The 12,760-nt window shown below is 56.0% G+C and carries 12 protein-coding genes; 5 read left to right on the top strand and 7 right to left on the bottom strand.

Annotated elements, in window-relative coordinates; translation table 11 throughout:
• The first annotated feature begins 240 nt into the window (after window positions 1–240).
• Window positions 241–1,053 (top strand): DUF6492 family protein, encoded by an 813-nt coding sequence (locus ABH899_RS13500; protein ID WP_326053089.1) that lies wholly within the window; start codon window positions 241–243, stop codon window positions 1,051–1,053.
• Between the two features lie 59 nt (window positions 1,054–1,112).
• The gene (locus ABH899_RS13495) at window positions 1,113–2,516 is read left to right on the top strand and encodes a sugar phosphate nucleotidyltransferase (RefSeq protein ID WP_369996894.1); all 1,404 of its coding nucleotides are present in this window, start codon (window positions 1,113–1,115) and stop codon (window positions 2,514–2,516) included.
• Between the two features lie 275 nt (window positions 2,517–2,791).
• On the opposite strand, the gene ABH899_RS13490 is transcribed toward ABH899_RS13495, so the two are convergent.
• Window positions 2,792–3,649, bottom strand: a complete 858-nt coding sequence (locus tag ABH899_RS13490; RefSeq protein ID WP_369996891.1) for an alpha/beta fold hydrolase — start codon at window positions 3,647–3,649, stop codon at window positions 2,792–2,794.
• A gap of 132 nt (window positions 3,650–3,781) precedes the next feature.
• On the opposite strand from ABH899_RS13490, the gene ABH899_RS13485 reads away from it, so the two are divergent.
• Entirely contained in the window at window positions 3,782–4,723 is a 942-nt protein-coding gene (locus ABH899_RS13485) for a helix-turn-helix transcriptional regulator (RefSeq protein WP_369996889.1), read from the top strand.
• A 127-nt stretch (window positions 4,724–4,850) separates the two neighbouring features.
• Here the strand turns inward: ABH899_RS13485 and ABH899_RS13480 are convergent, their stop codons facing one another.
• The 3 genes from ABH899_RS13480 to ABH899_RS13470 form a co-directional block, all read right to left on the bottom strand.
• Complete coding sequence (locus tag ABH899_RS13480; protein ID WP_369996887.1) at window positions 4,851–5,072, bottom strand: hypothetical protein; 222 nt, start codon at window positions 5,070–5,072, stop codon at window positions 4,851–4,853.
• A gap of 17 nt (window positions 5,073–5,089) precedes the next feature.
• Window positions 5,090–6,607, bottom strand: a complete 1,518-nt coding sequence (locus ABH899_RS13475; RefSeq protein ID WP_369996885.1) for a xylulokinase — start codon at window positions 6,605–6,607, stop codon at window positions 5,090–5,092.
• 135 nt (window positions 6,608–6,742) lie between these two features.
• Complete coding sequence (locus tag ABH899_RS13470; protein ID WP_369996882.1) at window positions 6,743–7,099, bottom strand: GIY-YIG nuclease family protein; 357 nt, start codon at window positions 7,097–7,099, stop codon at window positions 6,743–6,745.
• A gap of 238 nt (window positions 7,100–7,337) precedes the next feature.
• On the opposite strand from ABH899_RS13470, the gene ABH899_RS13465 reads away from it, so the two are divergent.
• The gene (locus ABH899_RS13465; RefSeq protein ID WP_369996879.1) at window positions 7,338–8,984 is read left to right on the top strand and encodes a diguanylate cyclase domain-containing protein; all 1,647 of its coding nucleotides are present in this window, start codon (window positions 7,338–7,340) and stop codon (window positions 8,982–8,984) included.
• A 60-nt stretch (window positions 8,985–9,044) separates the two neighbouring features.
• Here the strand turns inward: ABH899_RS13465 and ABH899_RS13460 are convergent, their stop codons facing one another.
• From ABH899_RS13460 to ABH899_RS13450, 3 genes are all read right to left on the bottom strand, one after another.
• Window positions 9,045–9,665, bottom strand: coding sequence for a M15 family metallopeptidase (locus ABH899_RS13460; RefSeq protein WP_369996877.1), 621 nt, complete (start codon window positions 9,663–9,665; stop codon window positions 9,045–9,047).
• The gene (locus ABH899_RS13455) at window positions 9,662–11,281 is read right to left on the bottom strand and encodes a glycosyl hydrolase family 18 protein (protein ID WP_369996874.1); all 1,620 of its coding nucleotides are present in this window, start codon (window positions 11,279–11,281) and stop codon (window positions 9,662–9,664) included. The genes ABH899_RS13460 and ABH899_RS13455 overlap by 4 nt, the downstream gene beginning before the upstream one ends.
• Before the next feature lie 124 nt (window positions 11,282–11,405).
• Window positions 11,406–12,308: a hypothetical protein gene (locus ABH899_RS13450; protein ID WP_369996872.1), complete on the bottom strand. Its 903-nt coding sequence runs from the start codon at window positions 12,306–12,308 to the stop codon at window positions 11,406–11,408.
• 201 nt (window positions 12,309–12,509) lie between these two features.
• On the opposite strand from ABH899_RS13450, the gene ABH899_RS13445 reads away from it, so the two are divergent.
• Entirely contained in the window at window positions 12,510–12,725 is a 216-nt protein-coding gene (locus ABH899_RS13445) for a hypothetical protein (RefSeq protein ID WP_009672844.1), read from the top strand.
• Window positions 12,726–12,760 lie beyond the last annotated feature (35 nt).

The following is a 12,760-nucleotide window of genomic DNA, read 5'->3' as shown; positions in this document are numbered from 1 at the left end:
ACATGAAAAGGACCCGGTGCAGGCAGCGAGTCGAATTGACCTAGGTCTTAAGAATCACATTCGACATTTCACCTCGTTTTCCTGCTTTTGTTAAAGCCGATAAGAACTCTCTTATCCGGCCTCCGCCCTCTTTTTTCTATGAAAGGAGGAAGTAGACAGGGACACAAACGGGTTGGCCCCCCCTCGCATATCTTATTGCATGTCTTTCGATAGATTTTGATAAATGGAGATGAAGCGAGAATGAGCGAAGCTTCCGGAAGCGGCAGAACCCCCATTGATGTTCTGATCCCGGCTATCGACAAAGATTTGGAAACTCTTCCTTTCGTCATTGACGGACTCCGCCGGCATGTCAAACATCCGATCGGCAGCATCTATATCGTTTCGCCCGACAGTCCCCGGATCAAGAAACTTTGCAAGGTTAAAAAATGCAAGTTTGTGCATGAAAATTCCGTTCTTCCCCTGACGAAAAAAGACATCCGTTACCGTTCCAAACGATGGGACCGCTCAGGCTGGCTGTACCAGCAGCTGCTGAAACTAAACGGCGATAAAATTTGCGGCAACCGCTATTTTCTCGTCACCGACGCGGATACCGTGCTTATTCGCCCTCACCGGTTTCTTGAAAAAGGCAAGCAGGTGTTCTTTACCCGGAACTGGAGCCACCAGGAATATTTCCGCATTCATGCCAAGCTCCTGGGACAGAAAGCCACTTCCCGCCCTTCCTATGTCAACCACTATATGCTCTACGACAAAGTCAAGCTGTCCCGCCTGAAAAAGGCGATCTCGGCCCGTCACAAAATGCCGTGGTACAGGGCCATTCTCAAAAACCTGAACACGACCAAGCAGTTCGGATTTTCCGAGTTCGAAACGTACGGCAACTTCGTTCATGCCCGGTATCCGGGCACTTCCCTGTTAAAACCCGCCCGCAACAAGGAATTCAAAAAAAGCATCCGGTTCGTCCCTCACAGCGAAAGGGAGAAATGGGCCGGCAAATTCCGGTCGCTTTCGTTCCATAAACGGGGAGGCTACTATTTCAAAGCCAAAAAAGCCAAATAGCTGCCGGTCACCCGGCGAATTTTTCTTGACCAGCACTTTTCAGACAAGGAGGAAGGGTCGTGAAAATCATTTTGCTGTCGGGGGGATCCGGCAAGAGGCTTTGGCCGCTGTCCAACGAAATCCGGTCCAAAACGTTCTTGAAGCTGTTACCGGCGCCTGACGGCGGCAGAGAGTCTATGCTTCAGCGCGTGTGCAGACAGCTCGCTGCCGCCGGGCTGCTCAGCTCGACATCTATCGTTACCCACTTCAGCCAGCTTGAAATCGTCCGAAGCCAGGTCGGCGAAAAAATTCCGGTTTTGGCGGAGCCGCACAAAAGAGGAACGTTCACGGCGATCGGTCTCGCCAGCCGGTACCTGCACACCCAAGGCATAAGCCCCGACGAGATCGTCTGTTTTATGCCTGCCGATCCGTTCGTGGACGCCGCTTTCTTCGAGAAGGTCGCCTCCCTCCCCTCTGTGCTCGCACAGTCCGGCGCCCGCATGGCTCTGATCGGCACGAAGCCGTCCTTCCCGTCCACCCAGTACGGGTATATCGTACCGGTGCCTTCGCAGGACCGGGAGGCAGTACCGTATCTTTCCGTTGCGGAATTCGCGGAAAAACCGGACGAACAGGGCGCTTCGGCGCTCTTGTCCCGGGGGGCTCTCTGGAACAGCGGCGTGTTTGCTTTTGCGAATTCATTCATGCTGGAGGTTCTGGCATCGCGCGGTTTGCCGGACGATTACGGACAACTGCTCGGCTTGTACGACAAACTGCCGGAACTGAGTTTTGACGAGGAAGTCGTCGAGAAGACGAAGCCGATCGTTGTCCTCCCGTACGAAGGCAGATGGGACGACTTGGGGAGCTGGCAGGCGCTTGCTCCGCATTTGGAAAGCCGGGCCGTCGGCCCCGGCGAAGTATCCGACGATTCGGCGGATACGCACATCGTCAACGAGCTTTCCTCCCCCGTACATGTCATCGACTTGTCCGGGATTATCGTGGCGGCAAGTCCCGACGGAATTCTCGTAGCCAGCAAAACAGGCAGCAGCCGGATCAAGCAAATCAATCCGGGTAAAGGCAGAGCTCCCATGTACGAGGAGTACAGGTGGGGTACCGTCACTACGCTCGGCAGTATGAAGGACAGCGCTACAACGGAGGTTGTCATCCGCCGGATCACCCTGCTGCCCGGCAGATCTTTTCCCTACCGGGCCCACTGCAGGGCGAAAAAAAGCTGGACGCTGCTGTCCGGTTCCGGCCAAATGATAATGGACGGGCATTTAGCCGTCGTCAAAGCCGGGGACGTCTTTTATCTGGAATCGGGCACAGGGCATGCCCTGCTGGCGGATTCCTCCGGTCCGGTCGAGCTGATCGAGATCGAATTCGGTCCTGAGGGCGAAAAGCCCGCGTCCGCCGCCCCTTCTCTATCTTGGGAAGAAGCGCTGCTGCTGTGCGGGGACGGCCGGGAACCCGATCCCGGGAAGGGATGAGGCCATCTTGAGATGGCCTTTTTGTATTCCGCTCTGAAAGCAACTGATGTGGGACACCCGTGGCCGGCCTTTAAATCGTGAAAAAAGGAAGAAAGGCATGCCGTTCGCCCTTCTTCCTTTTCTTTTTCCTTCTATAATCGTTCTCTTACGTACTGCGGGTGACCGCTGTCATAAGACGCCGTCCCCCGTCGGGGAGTTTTCTTGCTTTTGTGTTTCCACCGCTTGCCGCCCTTTCCCGCTTCTCAACCGGAGGCGGTTAGCTTTGCCTTTCCCGTTTAGTCATTCACTCTCACATTCTTAGTCTCGTTCTTGCTTTCGCCCAGTCCGTCGAGAAATTTTTTTACAACGGCATAATACCCGTCGGGATCGTCGGAATGAACTCCGTGGCCGCAATCTTCAAACATTTCGAGGAAAGTATTCGGCCGCCGGGACTGCATCCATTTCGCCTGTTCGGCGTTCATGACAAAGCTTTTTTTACCGTGAATGAGCAGGATAGGACATGTCGACGACAGCCAGTCTTCCCACCACTGCCCGTTGCTGTTTTCCTGGGAAGACTTCATTCCCTTTAAATCGGTCCGGAATCCCCAGCCTTTCTCATCCTCAAACACGCTTTCGGAAAAATAATCGATCGCTTTAAGTCCCAGCCGTGCCAGCGAATCCCTCAGATCTTGCAAGGTCGGAGAACGCTCGGGAAGTTTCTCGGCAAAAGAAAGGTCGGCGTCAATTTCCGCCCCGATATCTTCCACGATCACGGCCCGGACATATTCGGGATGACGCGCCGCGAACTGATACGCATTGATGCCACCGAGCGAGTGGCCCAGGATGACAACGGGCTGATCGCCCAGCTCCTGACGGACCAGATTCAGGATATCGGTGACGTAACTCTCTCTGGAATAATCCGTGTCGGCCGGATGCCCGCTCCAGCCGTGTCCCCGCTGGTCGAGACCGATGACCCTCCAGTCTTTTTGCAGCCGGGAGGCCAGGTCCGTAAACGTTCCCGCATCGTTCATATGTCCGTGCAGCAGCAGAAGTACCGGTTTATCGGCACCGCCGTAATCCACGTAAGAAAGCTCGTTGGCTCCGGATCTGAAATAGCTGCGTTTTGCGGATGAATGTTCCTTGCCATGCTCCATCTTGTAATCTCCTCTTCCTCGTCAAATTTTTGCTTTCTGGACTTCCTTTCGGGAATCTTTCCTGGACTTTGAACTCAGTATAACGCATAATAGTGACAACTCTTGTCATAATTAAAAAAATGGAGCCTATACATGTCCAAATCAAAACGACTCATGGAACTGATGATGACGGTGAACCGGAAGCGTAAGTTTACGGTGGGAGAGCTCGCGAGGGAATTCGGCGTTTCGCAGAGAACGATTCTGAGGGATTTGCAGGAGCTGGGCGAATTAGGGGTTCCTCTCTATTCGGAGGTCGGTCCGCACGGCGGGTATCAAGTGCTGAGGGAAAGACTGCTGCCTCCTATCGCCTTCACCGAAGAAGAAGCCGTGTCTATCTTTTTCGCCGTTCACGCCCTCCGGCATTATTCCTCCCTTCCGTTTGAAACGGAGTCCTCCTCCGCCTTGAAAAAATTTTACGCGTACATGCCCGAGGATGTCCGGGAACGGATCGATCAGATGAAGAACCGGGTAGATTTTATCACACCGGCGCGGAAGGCTGTCTCTCCTTATTTATCCATTCTGCTCGATGCGGCCGTTCAGCAGAAAGTGCTGCTCATCCGGTATCAGTCCCGGGAAAAAAGTTCCGACCGCGAAATCCAGCCGATCGGCATTTTTACGAGAAACGGCCTCTGGTATTGCTCCGCCTACTGTTACCGGTCGGAAGGGATGCGTGTGTTCCGGTGCGACCGCATTCATTCGGCTATCCCTTCTGCATCGGAACCGCTTGATCTCCGCCATATCCATCTTGAAAACAAGGCATCCGCGGGACGCAAAGAGCGGAACGAGGTACGTGTATTGGCGGAATTGACCCTTGAAGGGGTCGAGGCGTGCGAGGTGGAGCCGTGGCCGGAACCGAAGCTTACCATGCGTGAAGATGGTACCGGCTGGCTTCTAGGAACCATTTCCAGGGAGGATCTCCCGTATTTCGCGAGATTTTTTATCGGCTTGGGCGGTGAAGCAACCGTGAAAGATTCGCCTGAGCTTCTGGCGGAAATGAAAGCCATGCTTGCCGAACTGCTCGGCAAATACAGCTGAGATCCGGACGCTGACGGTTGGCTCGCTGACGTCCGGCTCGCAGACGCATGGTCGCAGACGCAAATAAACCGGATCGTAAACTTCACGATCCGGTTTATTTGGCGTTTTTATCGCTGAGCGCGAACGACTATCCCCTCAAGCCCGGGAAACGCTTTTCCGCCGCCGCGACTATGTCCGCATACACGTCCCTAAGCTCGCGTATCGTCAGCAGCTCGGGAGCGGCTGCGATTTCTTCCGCGGTATGGTTGGCCAGCACGCTGTTCAACCCGTCCAGATTAAATTTCAGTTCTTGATGAGACTGGCTCAATTTCTCCAGAACCACCCCGATTAGCGTCTGATAGTGCTCCATGTCAATCTCCCATCTTGTTAAGCTTCCGTCGCCGCCTGCCGGAAAACCGGAGCAAGCGCCGGATACAATTCCAGATAGCGCGCATATTTGGACTCGTAATGCGCCTTTTTTTCCGCATCCGGACTAAACGTTTCGCATTTCCGTCTAATTTTAAGCCGCTCGCACAACCGGTCATAGCTGCTTTCCCAGCCCAAGCCGGGAAATCCGAGCGCCGCTGCACCCAGACACGGCAAAAACTGCGATTCCGAGGGCACGGATACTTCCGTCCCGAACACATCTGCCAGGATCCGGCACCACTGGCGGCTCCTCGCTCCTCCCCCGATTAAGGTCAGAGAAGCAGCCCCTTCGGGCGCCCCGCGCAGCTCCATGACCTGCTTCATCGCGAAGGCGACGCCTTCCAGCACGGCGGCCGCCATATCGGCTTTCGTCGTGGAAGGACGCAGGCCGATGAAGCAGCCTGACGCCTCCTCATCCTGAACGGGGCATCTCTCCCCGTTCAGATAGGGCAGGAACAGGATCTTGTTCCTGCCCCGGTCGGATGCTTCCACGAGGCGTTCGGCCGCCTCGTATATCCCGCGGCCGTCCGTCCCGGCCGCTTCCGGTCCGAACACTTCGGCGGCCCATTGATGGGCATTGCCGGCGTTCGTCAGCGGAGCGACATTGATGTAGCGGCCGGGCTCCGCGTAAGCGAGGTTGAACAGGCCCGCCGACGGGTCCGCCACCCCGCCGGATACGCCGGCTATCCAACCGGTCGTTCCGATGTAGGCGTACACCTCGCCGGGCTCGTAGACACCGGCTCCGAGCGTAGCGGCTCCCGCGTCGCCGATGCCGCACAGAACGGGCGTGCCCTCGGCCAGGCCCGTAAGCCGGCTGCCTTCCGCGTGCACCCGTCCGGCCGTCTCCCCGGAAGGGAGGATGTCCGGCAGCTTGCCGGCGGGAAGCCCCATCCGCGCGAGCCAGTCCTCCCGCCACTCCCGCCGCCTGATATCCATGCACCCTGTGGTCGCCGCGGAGGTCGGGTCCGTAACGAAAGCCCCGGTCAGGCGCGCGATGACGTAATCCTTCGAAGAAATCAGATAGCGGCTTGTACGGGCGCAGTTGTCCGCTTCATGCGTTTTCAGCCAGAGCAGCTTAGGGAACGTCAGCGTTCCGTCCATCCGATTGGCCGCGCTTCGGAAAATTTCTTCTTCCCCGATTTCATCGCGGATCATCCGGGCTTCCGCTCCCGCGCGGCTGTCTGAGTACAGGATGGCCGGACGGACAGCGTGCCCCTGCCCGTTCACCGGGATACAGTCCTGCATTTGCCCGCTGAACGCGACGAGGCCGATTTGCCCGGCGCCGATTCCGTCCCGAAACCACTCGCTCACAATCGTGCCTACCGCTTTAAACCACTGCTCCGGTTCCTGCTCGATAAAGGGCGGCTCCTGGCGGCAGGTGAGGGAAACGTTCTGCTCGTGAAACAATTCCCCGTCCCTGTTGACGAGAATTCCTTTTACGTGGGTCGTGCCGATATCAAAGGAGGCTATGTATGTCATGATTCCGATTCCCCCGGCTCCTGAAATCTTTTCACCCATTATACCAATATCGGGACTCCGCCTACAAAGAAAAAAGAGGCGTGCCTGCCCTTCCGGACGGCATCCTCTCTTAACTTCGGCAGTCGGGCCGCTTGTTCACGCTCTAGGCGGCTTGTTGTACCCATTGTCGCCGTATGGCTGAAGACGGTCCAGCCACTTCCGCTCCATCTTTTTCAACGCGTCCTTTAAGTCGAAATAGCCGGTTTTTTTCTTCTCGACGATTTCCAGGACTTCGAAGACAAACTTCTCTTCACCCAGCTCCGTCCAATCTTTCTGAAGCTCCTTGTTCAGATGGGAGCCTATGTTGAGTTCAAAAGTCCGCCCGTTTATATTTTTGAAATTGGGGGAACTTTCCACAAAAATTTTGTCGTTCGTCGTATTGCGGATTTGATACACCCCTGCTTCCGTCTCCATCTCCTTAAACTGCCGAATCAGCTCTGCCCTTCTGTCCATCGCTCTCTCCTCTTTCATTTTACTAAACAATATATAGTTTCGTTTGTATTATATTAGATATTGTAAACCACTGTTTGATTGCAAGTCAATGAGTAATTCTTCTGATTTTGCACATCCCCTTATCCCCGTCCGCCTCCTCTAAACAAGCTGTCCGAAGATGTCGATATAAATAAGGTTGTTCCCGATTGCAATTTTGGGATCAGGGAACCCGATTTACATGAACAAGGAGACCGCTTGAATGTCGCTCAGTTTACGCACTACGTTTGCCCTCGTATCCGCCTTGCTCATCTGTCTTCTGACAGTGGTGCTGAGTACGGTGATCGGCAAAAAAACGACCCGTCAGGTCGAAGAATCCATCGGCGTCTCGCTCTCCCAGGTCGCTTATCAAATGGCGGACAAGCTGGACCATTTTATGTGGTCGCGCGCCGGTGAAATCGACGTCCTGAGCGAACTGCTTTCTGACCGGGAAGCCTCCGGTGACGCCAAAGAGCTTCGCAATTTGCTCGAACAATTGAAAAAAAGCTTTCCCTCCTACACCTGGGTCGCTTTTATCGATCCCGAAGGAAAAGTGACCGCTTCGACGGACGGCATTTTGACGGGAACCAACATCGCCTCCCGTCCCGTTTTTACCGAGGGGAAGAAAGGGCGGTTTATCGGGGACGTCCACGAAGCCGTCCTGCTCGCCAAACTTCTGCCCAATCCGTCGGGCGAACCGCTTCAGTTCGTCGATATCAGCACCCCGGTCTACAACAAGCAGGGTCAGCTCACCGGTGTACTCGCCGCCCATCTCAGCTGGGAGTGGTCCCGGGAAGTCGAAGCCACGCTTCTGCAGCCGCTTAAAGACAAAATGAAACAGCTCGAAGTGCTCATTGTGAGTAAAAAAGAAAACACGGTCCTTCTCGGACCGAAAGAATCCCTGTATCGTCCGCTGGATACGGTCAGCATCCGCCAGGCTCAAGCAGGAGGCAACGGCTGGCTGACAGAGACGTATCCGGGCGGGCGCACCTATTTGAGCGGCTACGCATACGGAGACGGCTACCTGGACTATCCCGGCCTGGGCTGGTCCGTTCTCGTGAGGGAGCCCGCAGACGTCGCGTTTACGTCCGTTCGCGAACTGAAAACGTACATAACTGCAGCCGGTATTATCCTGTCCCTCGTATTTGCGGTGCTTGCCGCATTTCTCGCCGGCTGGGTCGTCCGTCCGCTGCAAAAAATTACCCGGTCCGCGGACCGGCTCCGGAAAGGCGAGCCTGCCGCATTCCCCGCTTTCACGTTTATCCGGGAGATCCGCATCTTATCGGATTCCCTGCGCAACCTCGTCGACAACTTGACAAAGACCGAGAATGCTCTGGACCAGATGTCCGATCTCGCTCTTCACGACAAGCTGACGGGACTGCCGAACCGGATCGCCTTGGACGCTTATCTGGAGCAGGCGATGCGGCAGGCGAAAGAGAACGGGACGACACTGACCTTTCTTTATTTGGATCTGGACGGGTTCAAAAAAGTAAACGATTCGCTGGGACATCTATTCGGAGACAAGCTTCTCCAGCAGACCGCCCTCAGGCTCACACAAGGAATGAGTACGGACAGCATCCTTACACGGGTGGGCGGAGACGAGTTTGTCATCGTCCTTCCGACGGGCGCTTCCGCTCCCGATCCCGCCGCCATCCGTCTGGCGGGGAGCATTCTGGAGAGAATGAACGAGCCGTTTCTGGTGGACGACCAAGCGTTAAGAATCGGCTGCAGTATAGGCGCAGCGGTATGGCCGCTTCATCATAAGGATCCGATCGAAACGATGCGTCTAGCCGACCAGGCTCTGTATATGTCCAAGCGCAGCGGGAAAAACTGCATGACGTTCAGCCCCGATTCCCGGGAGAACGCGTAACTGCATACCAAAAAGGCGGTTTTCCGGGGTGTCGTCCCCGTGAAACCGCCTTTTTACCCGTTAAGGACCCGAACGGGCCGTCTTCGTGCCGCGCTGAAGCTCGGCGATGCTTAAACCGTAGCTGAGCTGCAGATGGGGATAGTCGGGGAAATTGGCCCAATCCCCGCCCCATTCGAAACCAAGCTCCTTGGCAATCGCGACGACCTGCGTCCAGTCTTTGCGGCCGTCGCCGTTCAAGTCGGCATTCATGTCCCAAATGATTTTGCCGGATTTCGTTTTCAGGGCAAAGTCGATTGCCAGGCCGTAGTTGTGATAAGACTCGCCCGCCTTGGCGTGCGTCACAATTTTCCCTTCGCTTGTCCGCCCCTGGCTGTACAGCTTGTCCTGTTCTTCCATGCTGCGGAAATCGTCCGTAATGACGACTTGAATGCCGATAGCCGCCGTTTTGGCCAGCAGCTCGTCCATTTTCCGGACGACTCCCGGGTCCACCCCGGTCAGCAACCGGGCGCTGTCCAATCCGAGCTCCTCGAGATTTTTCTCGCCCGTTTTGGTCATCACGAGCTGAATCAGCATGATCGCGGACATTACGGCGGCCAGAACGGCGAATGCGGCTCTGAACAGACGCATTTTCGCGGATATTCCCGGCTTCTGTCTTCTTTTCAAAGCTCCGGCATCTCTCACTTCACTGCGTCGACCCGCTGCCAATCGCTATCCGTAAACTGGCCCATATACCAGAGGGAAACCCCTTTTAAGCCGTAATAGCGCGCCAGCCAGATTTTGCGGTCCAGACTGTCGGAATCCTCGTAAAACAATTCGTGCGCGCCTCCATCCGTATACCGGATATGCCCGAGCAGATAAGGAACGGATAAGGTCGACTGGACTCCGGGTTTCTTCAGACGCTCTTCCACGGCCGAACTCGCCGGCGAGGCGTAGGTCGTCGTTCCGCCCTGATCGATAAACTGGTCCGTTTTCTTGCTGATGCCGAGAACCAGCTTCTCCGCCGGGACGCCCGCTTTAATCGTATCCCTCACGGCTTCGGCCACTAGCGGAAGAGGTGCGGACGGGAGCCGGTCCGGCTTGTACAGAAAACCGTACGCCATGAGAATGACCGTGTCCGCCGTCTTACCTATGGACGGAAGATCGTAACCTTCGAAATAGTAGGTCGGAGGCACCGCTACGGTGAGCGTTTTGCCTTTCGCCGCTTCCTTGACCTCGCTCAGGAAGGCGGCAAACTCCGCTTTCTTATCCGCTCCGTACAAATCCTCAAAGTCGATGGAAACCCCGGTGAAGCCGTACTTCGGATCGGAAAGAGCTTCCGCAATCGCTGCCGTAAACGCCTTACGCGCTGCGGCATCCCCCAAAAACTCTTCCACGCGGTGCGATTTGTTGGCAAAAATCATCAGATCTTTGGAAACGTGACTGGAGCTTGCGGCAGCCGTCACTTCTTCCCAGCCGTCCGGCCGGTTAAACTTGAACGGATCGCCTGACGAACCGAGCTTCGCGGAGCCGGCCCCTTCGTAATTCAGGTGCCACCAGCCGAGGGCTACGCGGTCCAGAAGAGGCATTTTGCCGAGGCTGTTGTACGACTGCACGGCATAAAACCCCGTCACCTCCAGCGGCTTGTTCCCGGCTTCCTTATGCAGCAGCCGGTTGATGACCGCAGCCGCTTCCTGGCGGCTGAGCTGCTTGTCCGGCTCAAGGCCGTTCTCGCTGCCTTCCAGCATTCCGCGGTTCACCGCATAATAGACGTAAGGCTTCAGCGCCTCGTCGACTCCCGCCGCGTCCGCGAACGCCCGGCTGCTCTGTTCCCGCTTCCAGCCGCTCTCCAGCCAGCTTGCGCGCTCCGCTTCGCTCAGCTTGTCCAGCAGCAAGCTTCCCATCGCGTAGGCCACCTCTTCCCTGCGGATCGGCGCTCCCGGATGGAAGGCTCCGCCGCTGTCCACCATCGCTTTGATCCAGCCGCGCTGAAGAGCGGCGCCGATCATCGGATAGGACCAGCGGTCCCGGCCGACATCCTTAAGGGTGACGGGATGATCCGCATCATACCCGGTTTTCGCCGCCGTGACGAGCAGCTTGATAAATTCTTCACGGGACATCGCCGCAAGCGGATGAAACCCGCCGTCCTGATAGCCGTCCAGCGCCTGCACGGCCGCTAGCGTATAAATATGTTCGGCGGACCAGGCGCTCTCCGGCACGTCCCCGAACGGTTTCAATCTCGATTCATAGGCGTTCGCCGTGGCCGAACCTGTCAGCATACAGCCCAAGACGGCTGCCGCCATCCATTTTTTATTCTTCATTATGTGCCCTCCCCCTTGTTTACTTTGTATTGGACGCAGAAAATGACGAAAAGTTACGGTCTCCGTTCCCGGACGGCACATGAAAAAAGCCATCCTCCCGGATGGCCGTCCCTAAAACCTTTCCTTAAAACACTTCGCTCGTAAGCCGCTGCTTCAAAATAGACGCGAGCTCCTCCGCCGTCTCCCAGACGAAAGGCCGAATTTTCTCGGAAGGAGATGCGGTCGCCTCATCCCCGATCCGTCTGGACGTCCAGATGACAGGGATATTGCGCCCGAGCGCGTATCCGCCCGCCAGAAACACTTCCGGCCCTTGGGCGCCCAAGTCCGCGATGAGGAGCTTGCTGTCCGCGATCATTCGGAGGCTGTAGTCCGCTTCCTTTTCCCTGGCGGTTCTCTCCGACGTGCGCGGCTCGTAGCCGCACTGCTCAATGACGGGCAGCACTTTCTCCGTCCACTGGAGACGGGTCTCCCCGTCTTCGGGAAGCAGGACGAAGCACGGCTTAAGCCGCTTGCCGCCCAGGCTTTCTTCGGCCGTTTTCCAGCCTTGCGCCGTCAGTTTGAAGCTGGAGCCCATGCGTTCGAGAAGCCGTTCTTCTTTTAACTTCTCGATGATATAGATCAGCTCCTGCAGGTTGGGCGAATACGTCAAGTTGTAACTCTTCGGGAGCTGCTGCAGCACGACGGCTTCGTCCGGACCTTCGCTGTGCCTGTGAAAAAATTGCAGAAGCCGGATGCCTTTGTCTTCTATCGTAACCGGGACACGGGGCGAGTTCCGGATTCCTTCCAGATCGTCCATGGTAAGGCGAACCGTCTCCCCGCAGTCCGTAAGCTCCCGGATGTAGGCGGATATGACGGGAAACATGAGATGTTTGGTCTGATAAGACAAAACACTGTAAGGGTCGTAGCTGTCCCGGTGAAGTCCGTAGGAGCCATCCGGCGAGCAATAGCATCCCGTATATAAATCGTACCCGTCCTCACGGCCGATCGGCACGATTTGATCGCAGAATAAACACCGTTTTTTTTCCATCCTTCCAATCCCCCTTCTCCTTTACCTTTCGTACCGCGTCGAGGATATGGGGGTGGCGGGCGGCAACTTCCAGTAATCTACCAATGCCCGGCGGTACCCTTTTACCGGTAAAGACCTGACTCCTTCCGGCATGTATGGTAACATAGAACGGGTAAAGGACCTATAACCAAGAACGTGCTTAAAGATCAAGGAGAGCTGCCCATGTCCCAGAACCGCCGTTTAACGACCGACCAGGATTTTAAAGAAGCCATGGACCGCCAATCGCCGGTCCGCGTGTTCAAAAACGATCATATTATCGATACGGGAGCCGTCATTACCCGCTTCGACGATTCCATGGTTGTGGTGCAGACCCGGGTCAGCGAACTGACTTATCACGACCGTCTCGGCTGCGAGTTTTTCGAAATGAGAAAAAGATAAAGACATAAAACAAGACTGTCTCCCGAGGGGAGACA

This window comes from Paenibacillus sp. RC84 (assembly GCF_041260495.1).
Lineage (GTDB): Bacteria > Bacillota > Bacilli > Paenibacillales > NBRC-103111 > Paenibacillus_F.
Note: the sequence above shows the minus strand (reverse complement) of the source record. Positions and strands in the feature narration are given on the sequence as shown.